Here is a 26,379-nt window from a genome sequence, read left to right as displayed (position 1 = left end):
CCATGAACAACCACTCTTCCTCTGCGGATGTGATCGCCGTAGTGCCCGCTGCCGGTATTGGCAGCCGCATGCAGGCTGCCTGCCCGAAACAGTATCTGACCATCGGTCAACTCACCCTTCTTGAACATAGCGTTGCTCGTTTGCTGGCACATCCTGCGGTTAAACAGGTGATTGTTGCTATCAGTCCCGATGATGGCTGGTTTGATTCGCTGCCATTGGCGCAGGACACCCGCGTGCTGCGCGTCACCGGCGGTGAGACACGCGCCGAGTCGGTGCTGGCCGGTTTACAAGCGGTGACGCACGGGGAGTGGGTGTTGGTGCATGATGCGGCGCGGCCGTGTCTGCATCCTGATGATTTAGCGCGTCTGCTGGCGGTGCGTCAGCACAGCAAAGTGGGCGCGATTCTGGCGGCACCGGTGCGCGATACCATGAAGCGCGCCGAACCGGGTAAAGCCGCCATTGCGCACACCGTTGAGCGTGAAGATTTATGGCACGCGCTGACGCCACAATTTTTCCCCCATGCGCTGCTGATGGCCTGCCTGACGCGTGCCCTGAATGAGGGCGCGACCATCACTGATGAGGCCTCGGCGCTGGAATACTGCGGTTACCATCCCGAACTGGTGAGCGGCCGCAGTGATAACATTAAGGTGACGCGGCCAGAAGACCTGGCGCTGGCGGCCTTTTATCTTACCCAGATTCAGTTAAAGGAGAGCGCATGATGCGTATCGGTCACGGCTTCGACGTCCACGCCTTTGGAGGCGAGGGTCCTCTGGTGATTGGTGGGGTGCGTATTCCCTTCGAACACGGTTTTATTGCTCATTCTGATGGCGACGTGGCACTGCACGCGTTGACCGATGCGCTGCTGGGCGCAGTGGCGATGGGAGATATCGGTAAACTGTTCCCTGATACCGATCCGGCTTATAAAGGGGCGGATAGCCGTGGTTTGCTGGGCGAAGCCTGGCGCCGTATTCAGCAGAAGGGTTACCAGATCGGTAACGTTGACGTCACCATCATCGCCCAGGCGCCGAAAATGCTGCCGCATGTACCGCAGATGCGTGTGAATATCGCTGAAGTTCTTGGCTGTCATATGGATCAGGTGAATGTTAAAGCGACCACCACGGAAAAACTGGGTTTTACCGGGCGTGGCGAAGGTATTGCCTGTGAAGCTGTGGCACTGCTGGTGAAGGTGGCTAGCGCATGAGTGAACTGCTGTACCTGCACGGTAAGCCGCGCGCCACCGGCGTGATTAAAGCCAATCCAGAAGATTTTGTTGTCATTGAGGATCTTGGTTATCCCTATGACGGCGAAGGTGAACAGTTGCTGGTACGCATCCGTAAAATCGGTTGCAATACCCGCTTTGTCGCCGAAGCGCTGGCGAAGTTTCTCGGCGTGCATGTGCGTGATCTCAGCTATGCCGGGATGAAAGACCGCCATGCGGTGACCGAGCAGACGCTGTGTTTCCGTTTACCGGGCAACGCGATGCCTGATCTGTCTGAATTTAAGCTGGAAGGCGTAGAAATCCTGCAGGTGGTGCGCCACAAGCGTAAACTACGTACCGGTGCGCTGGCGGGGAATGCGTTTCGTCTGGTGATCCGTCAAATCTCGGATCAGACCGTGGTGGAACAGCGTTTACAGAAAATTCAGAAAAGCGGTGTGCCGAACTATTTTGGTGAGCAGCGTTTTGGCCGTGAGGGTAATAATCTGACCCAGGCACAGCAGTGGGCGCAGGATCGCTTCCGCCCACGCGATCGCAACAAAAAAGGCTTGTTGCTCTCGGCCACCCGCAGTCATCTGTTTAATCAGGTCACCAGCGCACGTTTGCAGCGAGACGGCAATCTCGACGCGGTGATGAGCGGCGATGCCTTGCAACTGACCGGGCGTGGTAGCTGGTTCGTCGCGCAGACAGAAGAATTGACTGAACTGCAACAGCGCGTGAATCAGGATGAACTGCGGATCACCGCGCCGTTGCCTGGTCGTGGCGACTGGGGCACCCAGGTGGAAGCGCTTGAATTTGAACAGCACAGCCTGGCAGGTGCGGCAGAATTGATTACACTGCTTGAGCGTGAACGTGTTGATGCGGCACGCCGCGCGATGCGTGTGGTGCCAAAGGACTTGCACTGGAACTGGTGGGATGATGTGACGCTGGAGATGGCGTTCTGGCTGCCTGCGGGCAGCTTTGCTACCAGCGTCGTGCGTGAGCTTCTCCAACAAGAAGGTAACGATGCGGATATTGCTGAGTAATGATGACGGCATTCATGCTCCGGGCATTCAGACCCTGGCGCGCGCACTGCGCCAGTTTGCTGAAGTCCAGGTGGTCGCACCCGATCGCAATCGCAGCGGCGCGTCAAACTCGCTGACGCTGGAGACACCGCTTCGTACCTTTACCCATGAAAATGGTGATATCGCCGTGCAGATGGGCACCCCGACCGACTGCGTGTTTCTGGGGGTGAATGCCCTGATGCAACCGCGTCCGGATATTGTGGTCTCCGGTATCAATGCCGGTCCCAATCTCGGTGATGATGTGATTTATTCCGGCACCGTGGCCGCCGCGATGGAAGGTCGCCATCTTGGCTTACCGGCGCTGGCGGTATCGCTGAATGGGCATCAACATTATGCCACGGCTGCCGCTGTTACCTGCGCGTTGTTGCGGGCGTTAACGCGTGAACCGCTGCGCACCGGTCGTATTCTCAATATCAATGTGCCTGATCTCTCGCTGGAGGAAGTGAAAGGCTTCCGCGTGACGCGTTGTGGCAGCCGTCATCCTGCCGACCAGGTCATCTGCCAGCAAGATCCGCGTGGCAACACCCTGTACTGGATTGGGCCGCCGGGAGAGAAACTGGATGCTGGCCCGGATACCGATTTTGCCGCGGTGGATGCGGGTTATGTCTCGATCACCGCGTTGCATGTTGACCTGACCGCCTCGGCGGCGCAGGTGGTGTTAAGCGATTGGTTGACCCAGGCGGAGGTGGATTTGGCATGGTGAACCGGCGCGTTGAAACCTTGTTGGCGCAACTGCGCGCCCAGGGTATCCATGATGAACATCTGCTGAAAGCCATCGCCGATGTGCCGCGTGAGCGTTTTATCGACGAAGCCTTCGAACACAAAGCCTGGGACAATGTCGCGTTGCCGATCGGTAGTGGGCAGACCATTTCACAGCCCTATATGGTGGCGCGCATGACGGCATTGCTGGAACTCAATGCTGACGCGCGCGTGCTGGAAATTGGTACTGGTTCAGGCTATCAGACGGCAATTCTGGCCCATCTGGTCAATCACGTTTATTCCGTAGAACGCATCAAAGGGTTGCAGTGGCAGGCGAAACGCCGCCTGAAGCAACTCGACCTGCATAATGTTTCAACTCGCCACGGTGACGGCTGGCAGGGCTGGGCCGCACGCGGTCCGTTCGATGCCATTATCGTTACGGCGGCACCTCCTGAAATTCCGACTGCGCTGATAGCACAATTGCGTGACGGCGGCAGAATGGTGCTGCCAGTTGGGGAAGATCAACAAGTGTTAAAACGTCTGTGCCGTCAGGGGGATGAGATGATCGAAGAGATTATCGAACCCGTCCGCTTTGTGCCTTTAGTACAGGGCGACCTGGCCTGAAGCTCTTCGTACTTGTTCACAACTGTTACATGGCACGGCGCAGTTGATCTTGTTACTATCCTTGTTAATCAATGCTAAAGGCCGTTTCAGCTGCATTATGCAGTGTAAAATGCGGTTGCGCAGACACAGTCATATCCAGGATTGCCATCACGGGGGATCAATGAGCACGGGAAGCACAACATTTCAATTACGCCGTCTGGCGGCACTGACACTGGTCGGATTTTGGCTGGCAGGCTGTAGCTCCAGCGATAATACACAAGCACCCATCAGCCAGATCGGTGGCAACGGTGGTATGAGCGATACCTCGGGTGGCGGCGTACCTACGATGCCGCACGGCGGAATGTTAAGCGGTGGCGTACCTTCTGCACCGCCATCGGGCGGAATGATTAGTGGTAATAATAATGTGACGACGCAAAATGGTCGCATTGTGTACAACCGAAATTATGGGAATATTCCGAAAGGTAGCTATGGTGGCGAAACTTACACCGTTAAACGTGGCGACACCTTGTTCTATATTGCGTGGATTACCGGCAATGATTATCGCGACCTGGCGCAACGTAACAACATCCCCGCCCCGTATAGCCTGAACGCCGGGCAAACGTTGCAGGTTGGGAACGGTGCCGGACAGTCAATTACCGGTGGTAACGCTATCACTGCCGCTGATGCAACTCAGGGTGGCGTACCTGTCACACCGGGTTCTTCGCAAATTAAATCTGCCCCGGTTGCACAGCAACCTGTTATTACGTATTCTGATGATTCGGGTAATTCTTCAGGCAGCAAATTGTTGCCGTCGAAAGGGGCAAATAATGTGGCAACGACCACAGCTCCGGTTATCGCACCACCCACAGTCAGCAGCACGACGGATAGCACAACCCCGGTGGGAAGCTGGCGTTGGCCGACTGATGGGAAGATTATCGATAACTTCTCCGCTGCGGAAGGCGGAAACAAAGGGATCGATATCGCCGGTTCGCGTGGACAACCTGTTGTCGCCACTGCTTCGGGTAGGGTGGTATACGCAGGCAACGCGCTCCGTGGGTACGGTAATTTAATCATCATCAAACACAATGATGACTACCTGAGTGCCTACGCCCATAACGACACAATGCTGGTCCGGGAACAACAGGAAGTTAAAGCTGGGCAAAAAATAGCTACGATGGGTAGCACCGGAACCAGTTCAGTACGATTGCATTTTGAAATTCGTTACAAGGGGAAATCCGTAAATCCGTTGCGTTACTTACCGCAACGATAATCCGGCAGAACCCAGGTGTTCTGCCCTTGGATCACGGGTAGGAGCCGCTTATGAGCCAGAATACGCTGAAAGTTAACGAGTTACACGAAGATGCGGAATTCGAGGAGAACGGAGCTGAGGTTTTTGATGAGAAGGCTCTCGTTGAGAACGAACCTGGTGATAACGATGTAGCGGAAGAAGAGTTGTTGTCACAGGGTGCGACGCAACGCGTTTTAGATGCGACGCAGCTCTACCTCGGAGAGATTGGTTATTCTCCATTGTTAACGGCGGAAGAAGAGGTGTTCTTTGCCCGCCGCGCATTACGAGGCGACATTCCTTCTCGTCGCCGCATGATTGAAAGTAACTTACGTCTGGTGGTGAAAATTGCCCGTCGTTACAGCAATCGTGGTCTGGCGCTGCTGGATCTGATTGAAGAGGGTAATCTCGGCCTCATTCGTGCTGTAGAGAAGTTTGATCCGGAACGTGGATTCCGCTTCTCGACTTACGCCACATGGTGGATTCGTCAGACCATTGAACGGGCAATCATGAACCAAACCCGTACTATTCGTCTGCCTATCCACATTGTTAAAGAGTTAAATGTCTATCTGCGTACCGCGCGTGAACTTTCGCACAAACTCGATCATGAGCCGAGTGCCGAAGAGATTGCCGAACAGCTGGACAAACCGGTTGATGATGTAAGCCGTATGCTACGTCTCAACGAGCGTATTACCTCGGTTGACACACCGTTGGGTGGTGATTCCGAAAAAGCGCTGCTGGATATCCTGGCCGATGAAAAAGATAACGGCCCGGAAGACACCACGCAGGACGATGATATGAAACAAAGCATCGTTAAGTGGTTGTTTGAACTGAATGCCAAGCAGCGTGAAGTGCTGGCGCGTCGTTTCGGCCTGTTGGGCTATGAAGCGGCAACGCTTGAAGATGTGGGCCGCGAAATCGGTTTGACCCGTGAGCGTGTTCGTCAGATTCAGGTGGAAGGGCTGCGTCGTCTGCGTGAAATTTTGCAGACTCAGGGCCTGAATATTGAAGCGCTGTTTCGTGAATAAACCGTAATCGCTACATAAAAACGGTGACCACTTGGTCACCGTTTTTTTATACCTGCGATTCAGGATGGTGATTTACACACGATCCCTTAAGCAGGGTTGTAGACCCTGGTGCTGACGTACATTCCGTAGCGGCGCGGTAAATCGCACCGCCACTGCTAACCCCTTGTCATACCAGCGTTTTTAGGCGATATATCCACTCCAGCGCCTGACGTGGCGTCAGGGTATCGGGATCCAATGCTTCCAGCGCTTCCACTGCCGGTGAGGTGTCCGCTACCAGTAATGGTAACTGAGAACCTTCCACCGTCGAGGCGGCAGTGCTCCCCGACAGCGCTTCCAGCTCCTTCAACTTGTGACGGGCTCGTTTGATCACCTCTTTCGGTACACCCGCCAGCGCCGCTACGGCAAGGCCATAACTTTTGCTGGCCGCGCCATCCTGCACGCTGTGCATAAACGCGATGGTGTCACCGTGTTCCACGGCATCCAGGTGCACGTTGACCACGCCTTCCATTTTTTCTGGTAGCGTTGTCAGCTCGAAATAGTGGGTGGCGAATAGCGTCATGGCTTTGATACGGTTAGCCAGGCTTTCGGCGCAGGCCCACGCCAGCGACAGACCATCATAGGTTGAAGTGCCGCGACCGATTTCATCCATCAACACCAGACTATGCTCGGTGGCGTTATGCAGAATATTGGCCGTTTCGGTCATTTCCACCATAAAGGTAGAACGCCCGGACGCCAAATCGTCAGCCGCCCCCACGCGGGTAAAGATGCGATCGATAGGGCCGATTACCGTCTCTTCAGCAGGCACGAAGCTGCCGATCCAGGCCATCAGCGCAATCAATGCCGCCTGACGCATGTAAGTACTTTTACCGCCCATGTTGGGGCCGGTAATAATCAGCATGCGTCGCTGTGCCGACAGCGAAAGCGGGTTGGCGATAAAGGGTTCTTTCAGAACCTGCTCCACCACCGGGTGTCGACCTCCCGTGATGCGGATCCCCGCTTTCTCCTGAAGCACCGGACGGCAATAGTTGAGGGTCCAGGCGCGCTCCGCCAGGTTACTCAGTACATCGAGTTCGGCCAGCGCCGCCGCGCTTAATTGCAGGGCTTCAAGATGTGGCAGCAGGCGGTCAAACAGCTCGTCGTACAGGCCTTTTTCCAGAGCCAGCGCTTTCCCTTTTGAGGTCAGCACCTTGTCTTCGTACTCTTTCAGCTCAGGAATGATATAGCGCTCGGCATTCTTAAGCGTCTGGCGGCGCACATAATGGATGGGCACCAGATGGCTTTGACCACGGCTAACCTGAATGTAGTAACCATGAATTGCGTTAAAGCCAACTTTAAGCGTATCCAGCCCCAGTTTTTCTCGCTCACGAATTTCCAGGCGGTCAAGGTAATCGCTGGCACCGTCGGCCAGCGCGCGCCACTCATCCAGTTCGGCGTTATAACCTGGCGCAATCACCCCGCCATCACGCACCAGAACTGGCGGTGATTCAATAATGGCATTTTCCAGCAATTCGCGCAGTTCGCTGAACTCGCCCATCTGGCTACGCAACTGCGTGAGTTGTGGCGCGTTCACCGTTTGCAGTAGGGTATTCAGCTCAGGCAACTGCTGGAAGGCATGGCGCATACGCGCCAGGTCGCGCGGGCGTGCGGTGCGCAACGCCAGACGGGCAAGGATACGCTCCAGATCACCAATCTGACGTAAAACCGGTTGTAGCTCTTCGCTGTGCGCCTGTAATTCCGCAATCGCTTCCTGACGACGTGCGATGGTGTCGACATCACGCAATGGCATATGTAACCAGCGTTTCAGCATACGACTGCCCATCGGCGTGACGGTTTTATCCAGCACGGCAGCCAGGGTATTGTCGGTGCCTCCGGCGAGATTTTGCGTGATTTCCAGATTGCGACGCGTGGCAGCATCCATGACCACGCTATCCTGCTGGCGTTCCATACTGAGCGAGCGGATATGCGGCAGTGAGGTGCGTTGGGTATCTTTGACATATTGCAGCAGACATCCCGCCGCGCGCAGCGCCAGATGCGCCTGTTCAACGCCAAAACCGTTGAGGTCGCGCGTGCCAAATTGCAGGTTTAACTGCTGGCGTGCAGTATCGATTTCATATTCCCAAAGTGGGCGACGACGCAGGCCGCGTCGTTGGTCGATAAGCGACATCGCCTGAAAATCTTCGGGATAGAGTAATTCGGCCGGGTTAGTACGCTGCAACTCGGCAGCCATCGTTTCCTGATCACCGGGTTCGCTCAGGCGAAAACGTCCTGAACTGATATCCAGCGTGGCGTAGCCAAAACCACGCTGGCTCTGGAAAATGGCGGCCAGCAGATTGTCCTGACGCTCCTGTAGCAGAGCTTCATCGCTGATGGTTCCTGGGGTGACAATACGTACGACTTTGCGTTCGACCGGACCTTTGCTCAACGCGGGATCGCCAATTTGCTCGCAAATTGCGACCGATTCTCCTAACTGGACCAGTTTCGCCAGATAACCTTCAACGGCGTGATAGGGGACACCTGCCATCGGAATGGGTTCGCCTGCTGACGCACCACGTTTGGTGAGAGAGATTTCCAGCAGCTGCGAGGCGCGTTTTGCGTCATCGTAAAAAAGCTCATAAAAATCGCCCATGCGATAGAACAACAGAATGTCAGGATGATCGGCCTTCAGACGCAGGTATTGCTGCATCATGGGCGTATGGGCGCTGAAGTCCATTTGCTCTGCTCCTTTCATCTCTTTCTCACTTTATATTTACTCTTTGATGACCTGCGGCGCATGGTTGCCACAGGGGAAGATGTCGTCATCACGATGGGGCAACAACGAAAGAGGGGATGTTACCATTTTTACGGCATCACCTTCATCCGCCCACGGGCTTTTCGGTTGCCGACCATAACAAATTGCTGCGTCAGGAAAAAATAAAAAAACGGGAAAAGAGTAAAGTATGGAGATGGGTCGCAAATTTTGTCTGTCAGCACGATGGCAGAGATAACTGACGTAAATTTAAGATATTGCCCTGTAAGTCGGGTATCTGAACGATTAATATGTGTGCTTTAGTTTCGTCTGGTTTATGGATATCCGATGCGTTTTAAGGTTGCTTTTCTCCCGCTTATTGCTCTGCTTGCTGCCTGTAGCAGTAAGCCTCATACATCTCAGCAGCCCGCTGTTGTTTCTGCCCCGCAGGGGGGCTTTTTACTGGATGCATCCCATGCAAATCAGCCCATGTTTGGCGATTTTGCCGGTAATCCCGCTGCTGAAAAATTTATTGACGAGATGGTGGCGAAGCATGGTTTTGACCGCCAACAATTGCATGCGGTAATTGGTCAGGCAAAGCGGTTGGATTACGTGCTGCGTCTGATGGACCAACAGGCACCGAGCTACACACCACCCACTGGGCCTAACGGTGCCTGGATTCGTTATCGCAATAAATTTATCACCCCTGATAATGTGCAAAACGGCGTTGCCTTCTGGAATCAATACCAGGATGCGCTGCAACGTGCCCAGCAGGTATATGGTGTGCCGCCGGAAATTATTGTCGGCATTATTGGCGTAGAGACACGCTGGGGCCGGGTAATGGGTAAAACCCGTTTGCTGGATGCGCTGGCAACCCTTTCGTTCAGCTATCCACGCCGTGCAGCCTACTTTAGCAGTGAGCTGGAAACCTTCCTGCTGATGGCGCGTACCGAACAGGATGACCCGCTGGATCTCCGTGGTTCTTTTGCCGGGGCGATGGGGTACGGCCAGTTTATGCCTTCTTCGTATAAGCAGTATGCGGTCGACTTCAACGGCGACGGACATATCAATTTGTGGGATCCGGTTGATGCCATCGGCAGCGTCGCTAATTACTTCAAAGCGCATGGCTGGCGGGCTGGCGAGACGGTTGCCGTCCCCGCCAGTGGCCAGGCACCTGCACTGGAAAATGGTTTTAAAACCATGTACCCGGTCAGCATGCTGGCAGCGAGTGGTTTGACGCCTCAAGGTTCGCTTGACGGTAACCAGCAGGCCAGTTTGTTGCGCCTCGATCTCGGCACCAGTTATCAATACTGGTACGGGCTGCCCAATTTCTATGTCATAACTCGCTACAATCACAGCACGCATTATGCTATGGCGGTGTGGCAACTGGGTGAAGCTGTCAGTAAAGCGCGGCAGGGTGCGATATTTTAATGCTGTCCTTACAGTTAGTAAGGAGATAAGATGGCGCCCCTTTTGCGGCGCCATCTTTGCCGCGACTTTTTCTCTGAGGAGCGCTTATGAATACCTTACCGGCCTGTCCTGAATGTCACGCTGACTATACCTGGCAGGATGGCGAGAAGCTGAACTGTCCATCTTGCGGCCATATCTGGTCTCTGGGTGCTGACGATGCAGCAACTGATGGACTGGTGGTGCGCGATGCAAATGGCAACCTGCTGGTGGATGGTGATAGCGTCACCGTTATCAAAGATCTGAAAGTCAAAGGTAGCTCTTCGACCCTGAAAATCGGCACGAAAGTTAAAAGCATTCGTCTGGTTGAAGGCGATCACAATATCGATTGTAAAATCGATGGTTTTGGGCCGATGAAGCTCAAATCTGAGTTCGTGAAAAAGAACTGATGATCGGACGGCTTAGCGCCGCCCGTATTCCTTTTTATGCCAGCAGGCGATCGATTTCCGCGCACTGCGCCGCACTCAATTCACCGCCGTAGTTGCGCGAATGGCTGGCCATTGACTCAAAACGGCGGGCGACGGCAGTTTTGATAGTAGTGACAAAATCATCACCAATGGTATAGATCGCCATTAATTGACCGATGCGTTGTTGAATGGTGGTTAACTGGCGCAAATCTCCTGCTCGCCACGCCTGCATTGCCTGCGCAAACAACTCCGGCACGATATTATTCAGACCTGAAATCACGCCAGCTCCCCCTGCCAGCAGATTAGGCAGCAAGTATTCGTCATACCCCGACAGCACGGCAAAATCGCTACGGACTTTTCGTGTTTCTTCAATCAGCGCACGATTGTGTGACAGGCAATCAACGGTATCTTTAATCCCGATAAAATTGGGCAATTCTGCCGCCAGCTCAGCCACCAGGGTCGGTGTCAGATCGCAACCAGTGCGCGCCGGGAAATTATAGGCGAACCATTTGCCACCCAATTGTCGGTCGAGAACTTTAAAGTAGCTCAGCAATTGTTTTTGCGTCTGACCATAGTAATAAGGCGGCAGCACCATCACCGCATCAAAACCGTTTTGCCATGCGCTTTCAGCCAGTTGCAGCATATCTGGCACGCAGGTACTGGATACGTTCGCGACCATCGTTAATGGCGAGAGCTGGCGGGCTTCGCGCAGCAAACGCAGCCTTTCCTGCTGGGTGAGCGAAGCAAATTCGCCAATGCTGCCCATTAACAAAATTGTATCAATTCCTGAATCATTGAGCCGGGAAAAGTGGCGACCCAGGGCATCAACATCCACGTTACCGTGGCTATCAAAAGGGGTTACCGACGGACACCAGACACCAGCCAGTGCAGGTTGTGTAGCCATAGCAAACTCCTTGTTATGAAAAATGAAACGTCGTTTTAACTTAATGCCCATTGTCATGACTGACCAGACCCTGATGTTAAAAAAGGTGAGATACCGCACTTTTCCTCCCTGCAAAGTGGAAAAAGCGGGTAGTGTTTGGTTCTTCGGGTAAAACAGGAGCGTTCAAATGCAAGACTGGAATCCACAGCTGTATCGGCAGTTTGAAACAGAAAGGACTCGGCCAGCCCGCGAGTTGCTGACACGGATTGCAACCCTTGATGTGCGCTATGCCACGGATTTGGGGTGTGGGCCGGGTAACAGTACTGAATTGTTGGCACAGGCATGGCCGGAAGCGATCGTCACCGGCATCGACAGTTCAGAGGCCATGTTGGAGCAGGCACGCGAGCGCCTTCCGGATTGCCGTTTTGCGCAGGCTGACATTCGTCATTGGCAGGCGGAGCAACCGCAGCAGGTGATTTACGCCAACGCCTCATTGCAATGGTTGGGCGATCACCAGACGTTGCTGCCGCATCTGGTCAGTCAGCTCGATATCGGTGGTTCTCTGGCGATTCAGATGCCTGATAACCTTGAGGAACCCTCACATCGCCTGATGCGTGAAGTGGCGGCGACTGAGCGTTGGCGAACTCATATTTCGCCCCAGGCTGCCGATCGTAAACGCTTACTTACCACCGAACAGTATTATGATTTGCTGAACGATGCTGGCTGTGAGGTTGATATCTGGCGCACCACTTATTACCACGTTATGTCCGATGCGCAGGCCATCATTACCTGGTTGCGTGCAACGGGATTGCGTCCTTTCCTCGCTGGTTTGGATGAAAGCCAGCAAAAAGCCTTTTTAGTGGAATATCATCAGCGATTAATTCCTGCTTATCCGAGCCGTAGCAATGGCAAGGTTTTGCTGGCTTTCCCGCGTCTTTTTATGGTGGCGATGAAAACCCGCTGAAACTTGTGGAAGCCCGCGCGCAAAACGCAACATCAGGCTTGAAAAGGGTCCTTCGCTGCACCATTTCCTGTTAACGTGAGCGCCAGATAAGGAGAAGGCGATGAACGATGCACAGTTACAACAGTTGAGTCGTCACATTGGTGAACAGCTGAAAATGCGCAAGGCAACCATTACTGCGGCGGAGTCCTGTACTGGCGGCTGGATTGCGAAAGTATTTACCGATATCAGCGGCAGTTCTGCCTGGTTTGAACGCAGTTTCGTTACCTACAGCAACGAGGCTAAACAGCAGATGGTTGGCGTGCAGGCCAGTACGCTGGCGCAGTTTGGTGCGGTGAGTGAGCAAACGGTGCGCGAGATGGCCGCAGGGGCCGCGAAAGAAGCAGCGGCGGAGTATGCCATTGCCGTCAGCGGTATTGCGGGGCCGGATGGCGGCACGCCGGATAAGCCGGTTGGCACCGTCTGGTTTGGCTTTGCCGGACCGAAAGGGCGCGTAGTGGCGCAGTGCCAACGCTTTGATGGCGACCGTGATGCAGTGCGGCGTCAATCCGTCGCCTGGGCGTTGCAAACGCTGCATGATGAATTTCTGACAAATTAAACTTGATACTGTATGACTGTACAGTATAATTACCGGCAACAGAACGCGAGCTGGCATACAGAAATGCCTGCTTACCCGGCATGATTAGGAGTGGAAATGGCGATTGACGAAAACAAACAGAAGGCTTTAGCTGCCGCGCTGGGCCAGATTGAGAAACAATTTGGTAAAGGCTCCATCATGCGCCTGGGTGAAGACCGCTCGATGGACGTTGAAACCATCTCCACCGGTTCTCTGTCACTGGATATCGCACTGGGTGCAGGTGGCTTGCCAATGGGCCGTATCGTTGAGATTTATGGCCCGGAATCTTCAGGTAAAACCACGCTGACCTTACAGGTGATTGCCGCAGCACAGCGCAAGGGTAAAACCTGTGCCTTTATCGACGCTGAACATGCGCTGGATCCGGTTTACGCGAAAAAACTGGGTGTTGATATCGATAACCTGCTGTGTTCTCAGCCGGATACCGGTGAGCAGGCGCTGGAAATTTGTGACGCGCTGGCGCGTTCCGGTGCGGTCGATGTCATCATTGTTGACTCCGTTGCTGCGCTGACGCCGAAAGCCGAAATTGAAGGCGAGATTGGTGACTCCCATATGGGTCTGGCTGCACGAATGATGAGCCAGGCGATGCGTAAGCTGGCCGGTAACCTGAAGCAGTCCAACACGCTGCTGATTTTCATTAACCAGATTCGTATGAAAATTGGTGTGATGTTCGGTAACCCGGAAACCACCACCGGTGGTAACGCACTGAAATTTTATGCTTCCGTACGTCTCGATATTCGCCGCATCGGTGCCATTAAAGAAGGTGACGAGGTCGTGGGTAGCGAAACGCGCGTGAAAGTGGTGAAAAACAAAGTTGCGGCACCGTTCAAACAGGCTGAGTTCCAGATTATGTACGGTGAAGGCATCAATACCTTCGGTGAACTGGTCGATCTGGGCGTGAAGCACAAGCTGGTTGAAAAAGCGGGTGCCTGGTACAGCTATAACGGCGACAAGATTGGTCAGGGTAAGGCCAACGCGACCAACTTCCTGAAAGAGAACCCGGCGATTGCCAATGAAATCGATCAGAAGCTGCGCGATATGCTGCTGACCGGTGCAACCGTCACTGGTGCTGCTGCGGATGTTTCCGCTGACGACTACGAAGAAGCCAGCGAAACCAACGAAGATTTTTGATACCTCAACGGGAGCGTTCTGCTCCCGTTTTGTTTTTCCCCGCCAGCACTTTCCCTCTTTGAATTCTTGCTTTACCCTGCGCCACTGTCTGAACAAGGTAGATCATATGTCATCATCACCGACACCCGCGCCAACGTTTTCCCGCTTACTGGATCGTGCGATGCGCATCCTGTCTCAGCGTGATCACAGCCGTGAAGAGCTGAAGGGAAAACTACAACTTTCCAATCAACGCTCAGCCTGGATGAAGCAGGAAGCGGTCGAACCGATCCCGGATGAACTGCTGGATCAGGTGGTTGATTGGTGTCAGCAAAACGGTTGGTTAAACGATCAACGTTTCACGGAGCGTTTTATCCTGAGCCGCAGTCGCAAAGGTTATGGCCCACAACGTATCCGTATGGAGCTGCAACAAAAGGGCATCGCGCGCGATGAAATTGACCAAGCGCTGTTTGATACTGAGGTCAACTGGGTGGCGTGCGCCGCTAGCCTGGCAACGCGCAAGTTTGGCGAACCGTTACCAAAAGACTGGGCTGGGAAGAGCAAGGTCCAGCGTTTTTTGATGACAAAAGGCTTTTTGATGGAAGATATTCAGGCCATTTTCAGAAATTTTGATGACTGAAAGGCGATGGGATTTTACTTCCCACTGAAGAAAATTTATCTTATTCCCACTTTTTGTTCCTCAGTCAGCGGTGGGTCGGGCGCATGCGGCTTGCCAGACGAAAGGGAACGTTCGTTAGCGTGATTCCAGGAAATTTATGAGCAAGAGCACTGCTGAGATCCGTCAAGCGTTTCTCGACTTTTTTCATAGCAAGGGACATCAGGTTGTAGCCAGCAGCTCCCTCGTACCGAACAACGACCCGACGCTGCTGTTTACCAACGCCGGGATGAACCAGTTTAAAGACGTTTTCCTCGGTCAGGATAAGCGCGATTACTCGCGTGCGACCACGGCGCAGCGTTGTGTGCGTGCCGGTGGTAAGCACAACGATCTCGAAAACGTGGGCTACACTGCACGCCATCACACCTTCTTTGAAATGTTGGGCAACTTCAGCTTTGGCGACTATTTCAAAAAAGACGCGATTGCATACGCCTGGGAACTGCTGACGGGTGAGCAGTGGTTTAAGCTGCCGAAAGAACGTCTTTGGGTCACCGTCTATGAAACGGACGATGAAGCCTATGACATCTGGGCGAATGACATTGGTATTCCACGCGAACGTATTATTCGCATCGGTGATAACAAAGGTAGCGCTTACGCTTCTGATAACTTCTGGCAGATGGGTGATACCGGCCCGTGCGGCCCGTGCAGTGAAATCTTCTTCGATCATGGCGATCATATTTGGGGTGGCCCGCCGGGAAGCCCGGAAGAAGATGGCGACCGTTACATTGAAATCTGGAATATCGTGTTCATGCAGTTCAACCGTCAGGCCGACGGTACCATGCTGCCGCTGCCAAAACCTTCGGTGGATACCGGCATGGGCCTGGAGCGTATTGCCGCGGTATTGCAGCACGTAAACTCCAACTACGAAATCGACCTGTTCGCCAAACTGATTAAATCAGTGGCTGAAGTGACGGGTGCGACTGACCTCAGCAACAAATCACTGCGCGTTATTGCTGACCATATCCGTTCCTGTGCTTTCCTGATTGCTGATGGTGTGATCCCTTCGAATGAAAACCGTGGTTATGTGCTGCGTCGCATCATTCGTCGTGCAGTACGTCACGGTAATATGCTTGGCGCAAAAGATGCCTTCTTCTACAAACTGGTTGCACCGCTGATTGAAGTGATGGGTTCAGCGGGTGAAGATCTGCAACGCCAGCAGGCTCAGGTAGAGAATGTTCTGAAAGCGGAAGAAGAGCAGTTCGCGAAAACGCTGGAGCGTGGTCTGGCATTGCTGGATGAAGAGCTGGCAAAACTACAGGGTGATACTCTTGATGGTGAAACCGTCTTCCGTCTCTATGACACCTTCGGCTTCCCGGTAGACCTGACAGCAGACGTCTGCCGTGAGCGTAATCTGAAGATCGATGAAGCTGGTTTTGAAGTGGCGATGGAGCAGCAACGCCAGCGCGCACGCGAAGCCAGTGGCTTTGGTGCCGATTATAACAGCGTAATTCGTATTGACTCGGCCTCAGCGTTTAAAGGCTACGACCAGTTGGCGTTGGCTTCCACGGTGCAGGCGCTGTTTGTTGACGGTCAAGCGGTTGATCAGGTCAGCGCAGGGCAGGACGCGGTAGTAGTACTGGATGAAACGCCGTTTTACGGTGAGTCAGGCGGGCAGGTGGGTGATACCGGTGTACTGGCTGGGAATAATGCTGAATTTAGCGTCCAGGATACACAGAAGTATGGTCAGGCGATTGGTCATATCGGTAAGCTTACCCAAGGTCAACTGCGTGTCGGCGATCGCCTGAATGCACAGGTTGATGAAGAGCGTCGCGCACGTATTCGCCTGAACCACTCGGCGACACACCTGCTGCATGCTGCGTTGCGTCAGGTTCTCGGTGACCATGTAGCGCAGAAAGGCTCGCTGGTAAACGACAAATACCTGCGTTTCGACTTCTCCCATTTTGAAGCGATGAAACCGCAGGAAATCCGTCAGGTTGAAGATATCGTCAACGCCCAGATTCGTCGTAACCTGGCAGTTGAAACCAATATCATGGACCTGGAAGCAGCCAAAGCGAAGGGCGCAATGGCGTTGTTTGGCGAGAAATACGACCAGCGCGTACGCGTGCTGAGCATGGGTGATTTCTCCACTGAGCTTTGTGGTGGTACGCACGCAGCACGTACCGGTGATATTGGCCTGTTCCGCATTCAGTCTGAGTCAGGTACCGCAGCCGGCGTGCGTCGTATTGAAGCCGTTACCGGTGAAGGCGCTCTGGCGCAAGTTAATGCGCAAAGCCACCAGTTGCAGGATATCGCGCATCTGGTGAAAGCCAATAGCAGCAATCTGAACGAAAAAGTGCGTGGTCTGGTAGATCACGTACGTGCTCTGGAAAAAGAGTTGCAGCAACTGCGTGACCAGCAGGCTGCGCAAGAGAGCGCATCCCTCAGTAGTAAAGCCGTGGATGTGAAAGGCACCAAGCTGCTGGTGAGCGAACTGAGCAACGTTGAGCCTAAGATGTTGCGTACTATGATGGATGATCTGAAAAACCAGCTTGGTTCCGCGATTATCGTGCTGGCAACCGTTGCTGAAGGCAAAGTGTCACTGATTGCCGGGGTAACCAAAGACCTGACTGACCGCGTCAAAGCGGGTGAACTGGTCGGTGAGCTGGCCGCACAGGTCGGTGGTAAAGGCGGTGGCCGTCCGGATATGGCACAGGCGGGCGGTACTAATCCGCAGGCGCTGGCCGGTGCGCTTGCAGGTGTGCAGGACTGGGTTAGCAATCGACTGTAACGAAATAAAACTAAGCATCGTGAGGAGCGCCAGGAACAGATGTTCCGGCGCTTTTTAACGCGATGTGCACCAGGTAATGACAAAGTCAGGTTGAGGCAGTGTATTTCGGCTAAACTAACTATCAGCAGAATGTATTGGCGTGACAAACCACAATGGTGTATTTGTCATAGACATTGTTCGGCAGTATATGATGGATATGGCCGGGAACCCGAACAGGCCCGACTCTTTTAATCTTTCAAGGAGCAAAGAATGCTTATTCTAACTCGTCGAGTTGGTGAAACCCTCATGATTGGCGATGAGGTGACTGTAACGGTGCTGGGAGTTAAAGGTAACCAGGTCCGTATTGGCGTCAATGCACCTAAAGAGGTTTCAGTGCATCGCGAAGAGATCTATCAGCGCATCCAGGCAGAAAAAGCTCAGCCTACGAGTTACTAACGGATTCAGCGCCTCGCTTTGCGGCGAGGCGCTACCGCTTTTCCCCTGCTTTTCTGCTTTTCCTGTTATTTTCCTCTTTCTCATTTTGTTATCTGTATCGACCTTTTACTGTTGATTAATCACTCTTTTTGTCGGCAAATTGCGCGGATTGTTTGTCATTTGTGCAAACAAACTTGTAGTGGGAAAAATTGTTTGACTTATAAGTGCGGGAAAGTAATATGTGCGCCACGCAGTGCCGATGAGCGGAAACAAAGTTCAGCAGCACAGTTCGTAAGAACGCGTAAGGTGAGGTGGCCGAGAGGCTGAAGGCGCTCCCCTGCTAAGGGAGTATGCGGTCAAAAGCTGCATCCGGGGTTCGAATCCCCGCCTCACCGCCATTTTTCGATGCATCCATAGCTCAGCTGGATAGAGTACTCGGCTACGAACCGAGCGGTCGGAGGTTCGAATCCTCCTGGATGCACCATCGAAAAAGATGTCGTAAAGAGTGAACGAGCAGTTCCTTTCGTGGTGAGTTGTTAGCACCCTGCGTTGTACAAGAATTTTCAGAAATGCATCCATAGCTCAGCTGGATAGAGTACTCGGCTACGAACCGAGCGGTCGGAGGTTCGAATCCTCCTGGATGCACCATTCTTCGTATCATTCCCAGGTTGATTTCAGTAAGTCCATCGCAAGAAAATCTCTCAATGCATCCATAGCTCAGCTGGATAGAGTACTCGGCTACGAACCGAGCGGTCGGAGGTTCGAATCCTCCTGGATGCACCATTCTTTGTCTCATCATCAACTTCAGTCAGTCCGTCGCAAGAAAAACTCTCAATGCATCCATAGCTCAGCTGGATAGAGTACTCGGCTACGAACCGAGCGGTCGGAGGTTCGAATCCTCCTGGATGCACCATTCTCTCCTCTTTACTCGCCGTTCAAATAAAAACACTGAATTAACCGTCATTTATGCGCGGTACCGTTTTCTCACCTTTTTCTTAAATCCAAAATTGCTAATGCTTTCAAAGCATTTGCTGTTAAGCACACCTGGCGACAACCTGAGCGCATTACGTTAAAGTAAGGGCACCTTTGCAGGATGTCCGGAGTGACAATGTACGACCAATACGACGCCTTGATTTTCGATATGGACGGCACGATTCTCGATTCCGAGCCGACACATCGAAAAGCCTGGCATCAGGTTCTCAGCCGCTATGGTTTCACCATTGATGACGAAAAAATGGTGAGCTTTAACGGTGCGCCTACCTGGCAGCTGGCGCAATTTATCATCGAGCAAAACAACGCTACGCATGATCCACATCAGCTGGCGGCGGAAAAGACCGTGGCCTTCAAAGCGATGTTGCTGGATAGCGTTCGTCCGTTGCCGTTGATGGAAGTGGTCAAGGCTTATCATGGCCGTCGTCCGATGGCGGTGGGGACCGGCAGTGAACACAGCCTGGCGGAAGCGTTGCTGAAGCAGTTAGGGGTTTATCATCTTTTTACCGCAGTCGTCGGCGCCGATGATGTCCTGCGCCATAAACCGCAACCTGATACCTTTTTGCGCTGCGCCGAGCTGATGGGCGTTGCTCCCGCACGATGTGTGGTATTTGAAGATGCTGATTTTGGCGTGCAGGCAGCTAAAGCGGCAGGTATGGATGTGGTTGATGTCCGTTTACTGTGAATGACTATCTGACTTATGGCTCGTTATTTGGCAGTAGCTTTCTGAGTGCCACTCTCCTTCCGGGAAGCTCAGAAGCGATGCTGGTTGCCCTACTGATCGCCCAAAAAGGGTCGGTCTATGGGTTGCTATTGGCTGCATCAGTGGGAAACACGCTGGGCGGCTTGACGAACATTTTTCTTGGTCGCCTGATGCCACCAAAAGGGCAGGGGAGATGGCATAACACAGCAATGACGTGGTTACACCGATTCGGACCTGCAGCCCTGTTGTTTAGCTGGCTACCCGTGGTGGGCGATCTGCTCTGCGTCTTCGCAGGCTGGTTGCGCGTTGGCTGGCTTCCGGCGTTGTTGTTTCTCGCCATCGGTAAAACACTGCGTTACATCGTTATCGCGACGGTCACTTTGCAAGGTTTGCAATGGTGGCATTGATTCGCACAGATTCGAGGCTACGGTTAACATTATGCTGAACAAAAATAAATTATTCGCACAGCGGGAGGTTAATGTGATCCCGGACGTATCAAAAGCGCTTTCCTGGCTGGAAGCGCATCCCGACGCGTTAAAGGGTATCGGCCGTGGCATTGAACGCGAAACGTTGCGTGTCGAGCCAGATGGTCACCTGGCAACCACCGGGCACCCTGAGTCCCTGGGGTCAGCGCTGAAGCATGATTGGATTACCACCGATTTCGCTGAAACGCTGCTCGAGTTCATCACGCCTGTTGATCAGAACATTGATCACATGCTCAGTTTCCTGCGCGATATTCACCGCCATGTGGCGCGTGAGCTGGGTCAGGAGCGCATGTGGCCGTTTAGCATGCCCTGTATCATCGACGATGCGGATAAAATCGAGCTGGCGCAATATGGCAGCTCCAATATCGGCAAAATGAAGACGTTGTATCGTCAGGGCTTGAAAAACCGTTATGGCGCGCTGATGCAGACCATTTCAGGCATCCATTACAATTTCTCACTGCCGCTGTCATTCTGGCGTGAGTGGGCGGATGTCAAAGACGCGGAAAGCGGTAAGGAGACCATCTCCGCCGGGTATCTGCGCCTTATTCGTAACTACTACCGTTTCGGCTGGGTGATCCCGTATTTGTTTGGCGCATCACCAGCCATTTGCTCCAGCTTCCTGCAAGGTCGGGAAAGCAATCTGCCGTTTGAAACGAACGATAAAGGTACGTTGTGGCTGCCGTATGCCACCTCATTGCGTTTGAGCGATCTTGGCTATACCAACAAATCGCAAAGTGGACTGGGTATCACCTTTAACTCGTTGGAAGGCTATGTGGCGGCATTAAAAGCGGCGATCAAAACACCTTCTGAAGAATACGCTGCCATTGGCACCAAAGATGCCGATGGTAACTGGTTGCAGCTGAACACGAATGTGCTGCAAATTGAGAACGAGTTGTATGCGCCGATTCGTCCGAAACGCGTGACACGTAGCGGTGAAGCACCTTCAGACGCGCTACAACGCGGCGGCATTGAATATATTGAAGTTCGCTCGCTGGACATCAATCCGTTCTCCGCGATTGGTGTCGATGCCAATCAGGTGCGTTTCCTCGACTTGTTCCTGATTTGGTGTACGCTGGCGGATGCGCCGGAAATGAGCGCGGATGAGTTGCTCTGTAGCCGCAAAAACTGGAATCGTGTGGTGCTGGAAGGTCGTAAGCCGGGCCAGATGATTGCCGTGGGATGCAGCGCGACGCAGCATACCCTGGTTGAAGTGGGCAAGGCGTTGTTTGCGGATCTGCGTCGGGTGGCAGAAGTGCTCGACAGCAACGAGGGCAGCACGCAATATCAACAGGTTTGCGATCAACTGGTGGCATCGTTTGATGATCCTGAGCTAACCTATTCGGCGCGTATCCTTCATGCGATGAAGGAAAATGGTTTGACCGGAACCGGTGTGGCATTGGCTGAACAGTATCGTCATCTGTTGTGTGAAGAGCCGCTTGAGGTTCTGAGCGAGGATGATTTTACGCGTCAGGCACAGGCTTCCGTGCTCGCGCAGGAGACGCTGGAACAGAGTGATACGCTGGATTTCGCCAGCTATCTCGCCAGCCGGGAAGGGTAAAAAAGAAAAGGCCACATCACTGTGGCCGAATTAACATCTCTGTTGTCAGGGATGATGATAACAAATGCGCGTCTTTCATATATTCAGACGTTGGGCGAACAGAAAAGTTTCATCGTTTTAAAAAAAATTCTCAAAACAGGAGGTGACAATATGCCACTGCTGGATAGTTTTACTGTAGATCACACCATCATGGCGGCGCCCGCAGTGCGTGTTGCGAAAACCATGAAAACTCCTCATGGCGATACCATCACCGTTTTTGACCTGCGCTTCTGCCGACCAAACAAAGAGATTCTGACCGAGCGCGGTATTCATACGCTGGAGCATCTTTTCGCCGGATTTATGCGTAACCACCTGAATGGTGAAGGCGTGGAAATCGTCGATATTTCACCGATGGGTTGCCGCACGGGTTTTTACATGAGCCTGATTGGCGCGCCGGATGAGCAGCGTGTGGCAAAAGCGTGGAAAGGGGCGATGGAAGACGTTCTGAAAGTTAAAGAGCAGAACCAGATCCCGGAATTGAACGAGTATCAATGTGGTAGCTACAAGCTGCACTCACTGGACGAAGCGCAGCAGATTGCGCGCAACGTGCTGGCACATGAGATTGGCGTTAACTATAACGACGAGCTGAAACTGCCGGAAGAAAAATTGCACGAACTGCACATCTAGTTGCTATTGATGCAGAAAGAAAAATGCCGCGTTAATCGCGGCATTTTTATGTCAGGAACCAATTGATGATTTGAGCGGCGTGTGCGGTGTAATGCGCACCTGCTTCACCATGTTGTCCTGCACATCGAGAATATCGATATCATACTTGCCGACCTGAACCTGAGTATTCACCTGCGGAATCTCTTCCAGCACTTCCAGCAGCATACCGTTGATGGTGCGGGCTTCCTCTTCCGGCAGTGACCAGTTGAACGCTTTGTTAATTTCGCGCACGTTAGCACCCCCCTCAATCAGCACTGAACCGTCATTCTGCGGCATCACTTCTTCTGCCAGCGTGGGAGACATTGAGGTGGTGAAATCACCGACGATTTCTTCAAGGATATCTTCGATGGTTACCAGACCTTTGATATCGCCGTATTCATCAACGACCAGTCCGACCTTCTTCTTATTGCGCTGGAATTTCACCAGTTGAACGTTCAGCGGTGTCCCTTCAGGCACATAGTAGATTTCGTCGGCAGCACGCAGTAGCGTTTCTTTGTTAAACTCTTTTTTCTCGGTCATCATGCGCCAGGCTTCGCGCACACGCAGCATGCCAACACAGTCGTCCAGTGAGTCGCGAAACAAAACAATACGGCCATGCGGCGAATGGCTGAGCTGACGCACCACCGATTTCCAGTCGTCGTTAACGTTAATGCCGACAATCTCGTTGCGCGGCACCATGATGTCTTCAACGCCAACCTTTTCCAGATCCAGCACGGACAGCAGCATATCCTGATTGCGACGCGACATAAGGCTACGCGATTCATACACAATGGTACGTAGTTCTTCTTTACTCAACGCTGAGCTAATTGAACCATCGGTTTTAATGCCGACCATCCGCATCAGAACTCGCGTAATGGTATTCAACAGCCAGACCAGCGGTAGCATGACGTATTGCAGGGGCGCGAGGAGAAAACTGCTGGGATAAGCGACCTTCTCCGGGTAGAGCGCAGCAATCGTTTTAGGCAGAACCTCGGCGAAAACCAACACCACAAAAGTCAGGATACCGGTGGCAATCGCTACTCCGGCGTCGCCGTATAAACGCATACCCACGATGGTGCCTAACGCTGATGCCAGGATGTTGACCAGGTTGTTGCCGATCAACACCAGGCTGATCAAACGATCAGGGCGACGCAGCAACTTCTCGACGCGGCGCGCGCTGCGCTGACCGTTTTTCGCCTGATGGCGCAGTTTGTAGCGATTGAGCGTCATCATGCCGGTCTCAGAACCGGAGAAATAGGCCGAGACCAGCACCATGATGACCAGCGTGATGATCAGCGTGGTGGTTGAAACATGTTCCAACGCAAAAATTCCTTTAGTGAGAAGATTGGGTGAGCAGGTGTTGCAGTACGCGGCTGCCAAAGTAGGCCATTGTCAGCAAAATTGCACCGCTGCAATTGAACCAGACGACACGGCGACCGCGCCAGCCCTCGTGGTAGTGTCCCCAGAGCAAAACGATATAAACAAACCAGGCAATGATCGACAGCACCGCTTTATCCACATTCTCGGCGCTGAACAGATTGTGCATATAGAACAGACCGGTCACCAGCACCAATGTCAGCAGCACGACGCCAATCTGGGTGATGTGAAACATTTTGCGCTCAATGCTGAGCAGCGGCGGCATATCCTGAGTGAAGGCCAGCTTTTTATTTTTCAGCTGATAATCGATCCACGCCAGTTGCAGCGCATACAGCGCGGCAATAATCAGGGTCGCGTAGGCAAATAGCGACAGACCGATGTGGATCATCATGCCTGGCGTGGTTTCCAGATGGGTAATAAAAGCGTTAGGCACGAAAGTGGCAAACGCCAGATTGATCAATGCAAAGCTATAGACAACCGGCAGCAGCAGCCAACCGCGATTGCGCGAGGCGACGATAGTCATAATGGCGCAAATCAGCAGGCTGACCAGCGAGCCAATATTTAACAGGCTGAGATTTTGCCCGTTATCGACGGCAAAAATGCGTTGTTGTAACGCCACGGCGTGGGCTATTAACGCCACACAGGCGGAAAGCACAGCAAAACGCCGCCAGCCACCATTGCGTTTCAGCAGGCTGGGGATGATCAAAGCAAGGCTGAGAGAGTAGGCGAACAACGCCACGATCGCGAAAACGAACATAGATCCTTTCAGGTGTCAGTCAGATAAGGAAAAAAGCAGTATAACGTCAGCCGCAGCAGGCTCCAAACGATCTGAAGGTCAATTGCAGAGATCGGCCTGGCTTCGTGTTATAATCCGCCGCATTGTGTCGCCCAGGCGGCCTCGCTATGTTTCTAAGTGAGAGAGCATGTTTGATAATTTAACCGATCGTTTGTCGCAAACCCTGCGCAATATCAGCGGCCGCGGAAGGCTGACCGAAGACAACATCAAGGACACGCTGCGTGAAGTACGTATGGCGTTGCTGGAGGCGGATGTCGCGCTGCCGGTAGTCCGTGAATTTATCAACCGCGTTAAAGAGCGCGCGGTCGGCCATGATGTGAACAAAAGCCTGACGCCAGGTCAGGAATTCATCAAAATTGTTCGCAATGAACTGGTCGAGGCGATGGGTGCAGAAAATAATGCACTCAACCTGGCCGCGCAGCCGCCGGCTGTGGTGCTGATGGCTGGCCTGCAAGGTGCGGGTAAAACTACCAGTGTCGCCAAGCTGGGTAAATTCCTGCGTGAGAAGCATAAGAAAAAAGTGCTGGTTGTCTCCGCTGACGTCTATCGCCCGGCGGCGATCCGTCAGCTGGAAACATTGGCGCAGCAGGTTGGCGTGGATTTTTGTCCGTCGGACCTGAGCCAGAAGCCTGTTGATATCGTCAACAACGCGTTGAAAGAAGCGCGCCTGCAATTCTACGACGTCCTGTTAGTGGATACCGCCGGTCGTCTGCACGTTGACGAAGCGATGATGGACGAAATCAAGCAGGTTCATGCCGCGATCAATCCGGTAGAAACCCTGTTTGTTGTGGATGCGATGACCGGCCAGGATGCTGCCAACACCGCGAAAGCGTTCAACGAAGCGCTGCCGTTAACCGGTGTGATCCTGACCAAAGTCGATGGTGATGCCCGCGGTGGTGCGGCGCTGTCGATTCGTCACATTACCGGTAAGCCCATCAAATTCATGGGTGTTGGTGAAAAAACTGAAGCGCTGGAGCCGTTCTATCCGGATCGTATCGCCTCACGTATCCTCGGCATGGGCGATGTGCTGTCGCTGATTGAAGATATCGAAAGCAAGGTTGACCGCGATCAGGCGGAGAAGCTGGCGAAGAAACTGAAAACCGGCGATGGCTTTGACCTCAATGACTTCCTTGATCAGCTGAAGCAGATGCGCAACATGGGCGGCATGACAAGTTTGATGAGCAAGCTGCCGGGCATGGGACAGTTGCCGGATAACGTGAAATCGCAGATGGACGATAAGCTGCTGGTGCGTATGGAAGCGATCATCAACTCGATGACGCGCAAAGAGCGCGAGAAGCCGGAAATCATCAAAGGTTCCCGCAAACGCCGTATCGCTCTGGGTTCAGGCATGCAGGTGCAGGATGTTAACCGACTGCTGAAGCAGTTCGATGATATGCAGCGCATGATGAAGAAAATGAAGAAGGGCGGCATGGCGAAAATGATGCGCAGTATGAAGGGCATGATGCCGCCAGGATTCCCCGGTCGCTAAGGTGACCGGCTAAATGCCGGAAAAGTGAGATGCTCAGGTTGCTTTTTGCGCCAAAATGAGTAAAATTTTCGGGCTTTTTATATTGCACCCGGGCCCCGTTCCTCGATGGGGCCCGGTTGTTTTATTAACTAATGAGGATGTTATGGTAACCATTCGTTTGGCACGTCACGGCGCTAAAAAGCGTCCGTTCTATCAGGTCGTCGTTACTGACAGCCGCAATGCTCGTAACGGTCGCTTCATCGAGCGCGTAGGTTTCTTCAACCCGATCGCTGCTGGTCAGGCTGAAGGTCTGCGTCTGGATCTGGACCGTATTGAGCACTGGGTTGGCCAGGGCGCAACGCTTTCTGATCGCGTTAACGCGCTGATCAAAGAAGCAAAAAAAGCAGCTTAATCTGTCACG

Annotated in this window: 25 protein-coding genes and 5 tRNA genes; 26 read left to right on the top strand and 4 right to left on the bottom strand. The window is 53.2% G+C overall.

What is annotated here, in order from left to right; genetic code table 11:
- Positions 1 to 2 precede the first annotated feature (2 nt).
- The 7 genes from ispD to rpoS all read left to right on the top strand — a co-directional run bounded on the left by ispD (position 3) and on the right by rpoS (position 5,895).
- Entirely contained in the window at positions 3 to 719 is a 717-nt protein-coding gene (gene ispD / locus AC6I8N_RS15775) for a 2-C-methyl-D-erythritol 4-phosphate cytidylyltransferase (RefSeq protein WP_021184520.1), read from the top strand.
- A complete protein-coding gene (gene ispF, locus AC6I8N_RS15770; RefSeq protein ID WP_497830702.1) occupies positions 719 to 1,201 on the top strand; it encodes a 2-C-methyl-D-erythritol 2,4-cyclodiphosphate synthase in 483 nt (160 codons plus the stop codon). The genes ispD and ispF overlap by 1 nt, the downstream gene beginning before the upstream one ends.
- Positions 1,198 to 2,241 (top strand): tRNA pseudouridine(13) synthase TruD, encoded by a 1,044-nt coding sequence (truD, locus tag AC6I8N_RS15765; RefSeq protein WP_021184518.1) that lies wholly within the window; start codon positions 1,198 to 1,200, stop codon positions 2,239 to 2,241. Before ispF ends, truD begins: the two co-directional genes overlap by 4 nt.
- On the top strand, positions 2,222 to 2,983 hold the full coding sequence (surE, locus tag AC6I8N_RS15760) for a 5'/3'-nucleotidase SurE (protein ID WP_497829440.1): 762 nt from the start codon (positions 2,222 to 2,224) through the stop codon (positions 2,981 to 2,983). The genes truD and surE overlap by 20 nt, the downstream gene beginning before the upstream one ends.
- The gene (locus AC6I8N_RS15755) at positions 2,977 to 3,603 is read left to right on the top strand and encodes a protein-L-isoaspartate(D-aspartate) O-methyltransferase (RefSeq protein ID WP_497829439.1); all 627 of its coding nucleotides are present in this window, start codon (positions 2,977 to 2,979) and stop codon (positions 3,601 to 3,603) included. Before surE ends, AC6I8N_RS15755 begins: the two co-directional genes overlap by 7 nt.
- Positions 3,604 to 3,763: 160 nt before the next feature.
- Positions 3,764 to 4,852 (top strand): murein hydrolase activator NlpD, encoded by a 1,089-nt coding sequence (gene nlpD / locus AC6I8N_RS15750; protein WP_415175589.1) that lies wholly within the window; start codon positions 3,764 to 3,766, stop codon positions 4,850 to 4,852.
- Between the two features lie 50 nt (positions 4,853 to 4,902).
- Positions 4,903 to 5,895 (top strand): RNA polymerase sigma factor RpoS, encoded by a 993-nt coding sequence (gene rpoS / locus AC6I8N_RS15745; protein WP_013510222.1) that lies wholly within the window; start codon positions 4,903 to 4,905, stop codon positions 5,893 to 5,895.
- A 166-nt stretch (positions 5,896 to 6,061) separates the two neighbouring features.
- On the opposite strand, the gene mutS is transcribed toward rpoS, so the two are convergent.
- Positions 6,062 to 8,623 carry a DNA mismatch repair protein MutS gene (gene mutS, locus AC6I8N_RS15740; protein ID WP_497829438.1) on the bottom strand — a complete coding sequence of 854 codons (2,562 nt, stop codon included), beginning with the start codon at positions 8,621 to 8,623 and terminating at the stop codon, positions 6,062 to 6,064.
- A 345-nt stretch (positions 8,624 to 8,968) separates the two neighbouring features.
- Between mutS and mltB the strand changes: the two genes are divergently transcribed.
- Positions 8,969 to 10,051, top strand: a complete 1,083-nt coding sequence (mltB, locus tag AC6I8N_RS15735) for a lytic murein transglycosylase B (RefSeq protein WP_021184513.1) — start codon at positions 8,969 to 8,971, stop codon at positions 10,049 to 10,051.
- A gap of 86 nt (positions 10,052 to 10,137) precedes the next feature.
- On the top strand, positions 10,138 to 10,476 hold the full coding sequence (locus AC6I8N_RS15730; RefSeq protein WP_497829437.1) for a zinc ribbon domain-containing protein YjdM: 339 nt from the start codon (positions 10,138 to 10,140) through the stop codon (positions 10,474 to 10,476).
- A gap of 34 nt (positions 10,477 to 10,510) precedes the next feature.
- On the opposite strand, the gene AC6I8N_RS15725 is transcribed toward AC6I8N_RS15730, so the two are convergent.
- Positions 10,511 to 11,398, bottom strand: coding sequence for a dihydrodipicolinate synthase family protein (locus tag AC6I8N_RS15725; protein ID WP_497829436.1), 888 nt, complete (start codon positions 11,396 to 11,398; stop codon positions 10,511 to 10,513).
- Between the two features lie 166 nt (positions 11,399 to 11,564).
- Between AC6I8N_RS15725 and tam the strand changes: the two genes are divergently transcribed.
- The 15 genes from tam (at position 11,565) to luxS (ending at position 22,299) form a co-directional block, all read left to right on the top strand.
- Positions 11,565 to 12,341 carry a trans-aconitate 2-methyltransferase gene (gene tam / locus AC6I8N_RS15720; protein WP_497829435.1) on the top strand — a complete coding sequence of 259 codons (777 nt, stop codon included), beginning with the start codon at positions 11,565 to 11,567 and terminating at the stop codon, positions 12,339 to 12,341.
- 100 nt (positions 12,342 to 12,441) lie between these two features.
- The gene (pncC, locus tag AC6I8N_RS15715; protein WP_497829434.1) at positions 12,442 to 12,936 is read left to right on the top strand and encodes a nicotinamide-nucleotide amidase; all 495 of its coding nucleotides are present in this window, start codon (positions 12,442 to 12,444) and stop codon (positions 12,934 to 12,936) included.
- A 96-nt stretch (positions 12,937 to 13,032) separates the two neighbouring features.
- On the top strand, positions 13,033 to 14,103 hold the full coding sequence (recA, locus tag AC6I8N_RS15710; protein ID WP_497829433.1) for a recombinase RecA: 1,071 nt from the start codon (positions 13,033 to 13,035) through the stop codon (positions 14,101 to 14,103).
- A 106-nt stretch (positions 14,104 to 14,209) separates the two neighbouring features.
- The gene (locus AC6I8N_RS15705) at positions 14,210 to 14,719 is read left to right on the top strand and encodes a regulatory protein RecX (protein WP_497829432.1); all 510 of its coding nucleotides are present in this window, start codon (positions 14,210 to 14,212) and stop codon (positions 14,717 to 14,719) included.
- Positions 14,720 to 14,855: 136 nt separating this feature from the next.
- Complete coding sequence (gene alaS, locus AC6I8N_RS15700; protein ID WP_497829431.1) at positions 14,856 to 17,483, top strand: alanine--tRNA ligase; 2,628 nt, start codon at positions 14,856 to 14,858, stop codon at positions 17,481 to 17,483.
- 249 nt (positions 17,484 to 17,732) lie between these two features.
- Positions 17,733 to 17,918, top strand: coding sequence for a carbon storage regulator CsrA (gene csrA, locus AC6I8N_RS15695; protein WP_013510212.1), 186 nt, complete (start codon positions 17,733 to 17,735; stop codon positions 17,916 to 17,918).
- Positions 17,919 to 18,202: 284 nt separating this feature from the next.
- Positions 18,203 to 18,295: transfer RNA gene (locus AC6I8N_RS15690), tRNA-Ser, on the top strand.
- 9 nt (positions 18,296 to 18,304) lie between these two features.
- Positions 18,305 to 18,381, top strand: a tRNA-Arg gene (locus AC6I8N_RS15685).
- 87 nt (positions 18,382 to 18,468) lie between these two features.
- Positions 18,469 to 18,545, top strand: a tRNA-Arg gene (locus AC6I8N_RS15680).
- 58 nt (positions 18,546 to 18,603) lie between these two features.
- Positions 18,604 to 18,680 (top strand) — tRNA-Arg (locus AC6I8N_RS15675).
- A gap of 53 nt (positions 18,681 to 18,733) precedes the next feature.
- Positions 18,734 to 18,810, top strand: a tRNA-Arg gene (locus AC6I8N_RS15670).
- Between the two features lie 195 nt (positions 18,811 to 19,005).
- Complete coding sequence (yqaB, locus tag AC6I8N_RS15665; RefSeq protein ID WP_415175012.1) at positions 19,006 to 19,572, top strand: fructose-1-phosphate/6-phosphogluconate phosphatase; 567 nt, start codon at positions 19,006 to 19,008, stop codon at positions 19,570 to 19,572.
- On the top strand, positions 19,569 to 19,997 hold the full coding sequence (locus tag AC6I8N_RS15660; RefSeq protein ID WP_497829430.1) for a YqaA family protein: 429 nt from the start codon (positions 19,569 to 19,571) through the stop codon (positions 19,995 to 19,997). Before yqaB ends, AC6I8N_RS15660 begins: the two co-directional genes overlap by 4 nt.
- A 31-nt stretch (positions 19,998 to 20,028) precedes the next feature.
- The gene (gshA, locus tag AC6I8N_RS15655) at positions 20,029 to 21,633 is read left to right on the top strand and encodes a glutamate--cysteine ligase (RefSeq protein ID WP_208723745.1); all 1,605 of its coding nucleotides are present in this window, start codon (positions 20,029 to 20,031) and stop codon (positions 21,631 to 21,633) included.
- 150 nt (positions 21,634 to 21,783) lie between these two features.
- Positions 21,784 to 22,299, top strand: a complete 516-nt coding sequence (luxS, locus tag AC6I8N_RS15650) for an S-ribosylhomocysteine lyase (protein WP_036626543.1) — start codon at positions 21,784 to 21,786, stop codon at positions 22,297 to 22,299.
- A gap of 51 nt (positions 22,300 to 22,350) precedes the next feature.
- On the opposite strand, the gene AC6I8N_RS15645 is transcribed toward luxS, so the two are convergent.
- A complete protein-coding gene (locus AC6I8N_RS15645) occupies positions 22,351 to 23,637 on the bottom strand; it encodes an HlyC/CorC family transporter (protein ID WP_021184499.1) in 1,287 nt (428 codons plus the stop codon).
- A gap of 13 nt (positions 23,638 to 23,650) precedes the next feature.
- Entirely contained in the window at positions 23,651 to 24,451 is an 801-nt protein-coding gene (locus AC6I8N_RS15640; RefSeq protein ID WP_013510206.1) for a cytochrome C assembly family protein, read from the bottom strand.
- A gap of 166 nt (positions 24,452 to 24,617) precedes the next feature.
- On the opposite strand from AC6I8N_RS15640, the gene ffh reads away from it, so the two are divergent.
- Positions 24,618 to 25,979 carry a signal recognition particle protein gene (gene ffh / locus AC6I8N_RS15635; RefSeq protein WP_036626542.1) on the top strand — a complete coding sequence of 454 codons (1,362 nt, stop codon included), beginning with the start codon at positions 24,618 to 24,620 and terminating at the stop codon, positions 25,977 to 25,979.
- Between the two features lie 142 nt (positions 25,980 to 26,121).
- Positions 26,122 to 26,370 carry a 30S ribosomal protein S16 gene (gene rpsP / locus AC6I8N_RS15630; protein WP_013510204.1) on the top strand — a complete coding sequence of 83 codons (249 nt, stop codon included), beginning with the start codon at positions 26,122 to 26,124 and terminating at the stop codon, positions 26,368 to 26,370.
- Positions 26,371 to 26,379: the final 9 nt, after the last annotated feature.

The organism is Pantoea sp. X-Soil-TKNS-1279 (assembly GCF_059730565.1).
The sequence above is the reverse complement of the archived record's forward strand: the minus strand, read 5'-3'. Positions and strand labels throughout refer to the sequence as shown.